Source organism: Gallibacterium trehalosifermentans (genome assembly GCF_042433055.1).
Taxonomy (GTDB): Bacteria; Pseudomonadota; Gammaproteobacteria; order Enterobacterales; family Pasteurellaceae; genus Gallibacterium; species Gallibacterium trehalosifermentans.
In genome coordinates, this window is sequence record NZ_JBHLWB010000013.1 from 1 (window position 1) to 668 (window position 668).

1 protein-coding gene is annotated in these 668 nt (G+C 40.3%); it reads right to left on the reverse strand.

What is annotated here, in order from left to right; genetic code table 11:
- Positions 1-668 (reverse strand): phage integrase N-terminal domain-containing protein (locus ACFFHK_RS09755; protein WP_382371929.1); only part of this gene is annotated, 668 nt, incomplete at both ends.

Sequence of the window (668 nt, forward strand, 5' to 3'; positions counted from 1 at the left end):
GTCTTTTCAGTGAAATACTCGTAGGATTTAAGCTGTTGCTTGTACGTTCTTTCAGGTGGAATCAACGATGTTGAGTGCATTTTTCTGCAAAACACATGAATTTCATTGAGCAAATCTCGCTGTGATTGGGTTCTGATGGGAATTTCTCGTTCACGCCCACCTTTGCACCAACTTGCCTTTAACACGATTTTAGTATCCCGATCAGCAAATTTCGGTTGAAATTTCATCGATTCTTCACGTCGAAGTCCAAATTCTTGTTGAAGACGTAAAGAATATTTTAGATATTCGTCGTTAAACCGCTCTAAATCGCTCGTAGAGAGGTTTTTAGCCTTATTCCTATGGTTGTCTACATATTTACGATTTTCGATGTTATAGCTCGAATTAGCGCGTTCTACGATGAGAGGATTTCCGATTTTTTCAGCAAGCCATCTTAAATGACTCATTCTGTTCTTAATGGTACCTATTGCAACGCCTTCAGATTGCCAGCTTTCCACGAGATAGCGAACGTGTTTCCCTTTAAGCTGATTAACATTACGAATGCCATAACCAGCATCAGACAAACGTTGCATAGCATTTTTTAATGATTTTTGCCGTTCTGCGGACGTGCCAAAGCTACCGTCTTTGTTGTGCCGACACAAGACAATGAGTGAATAGACAAGATCACGCAT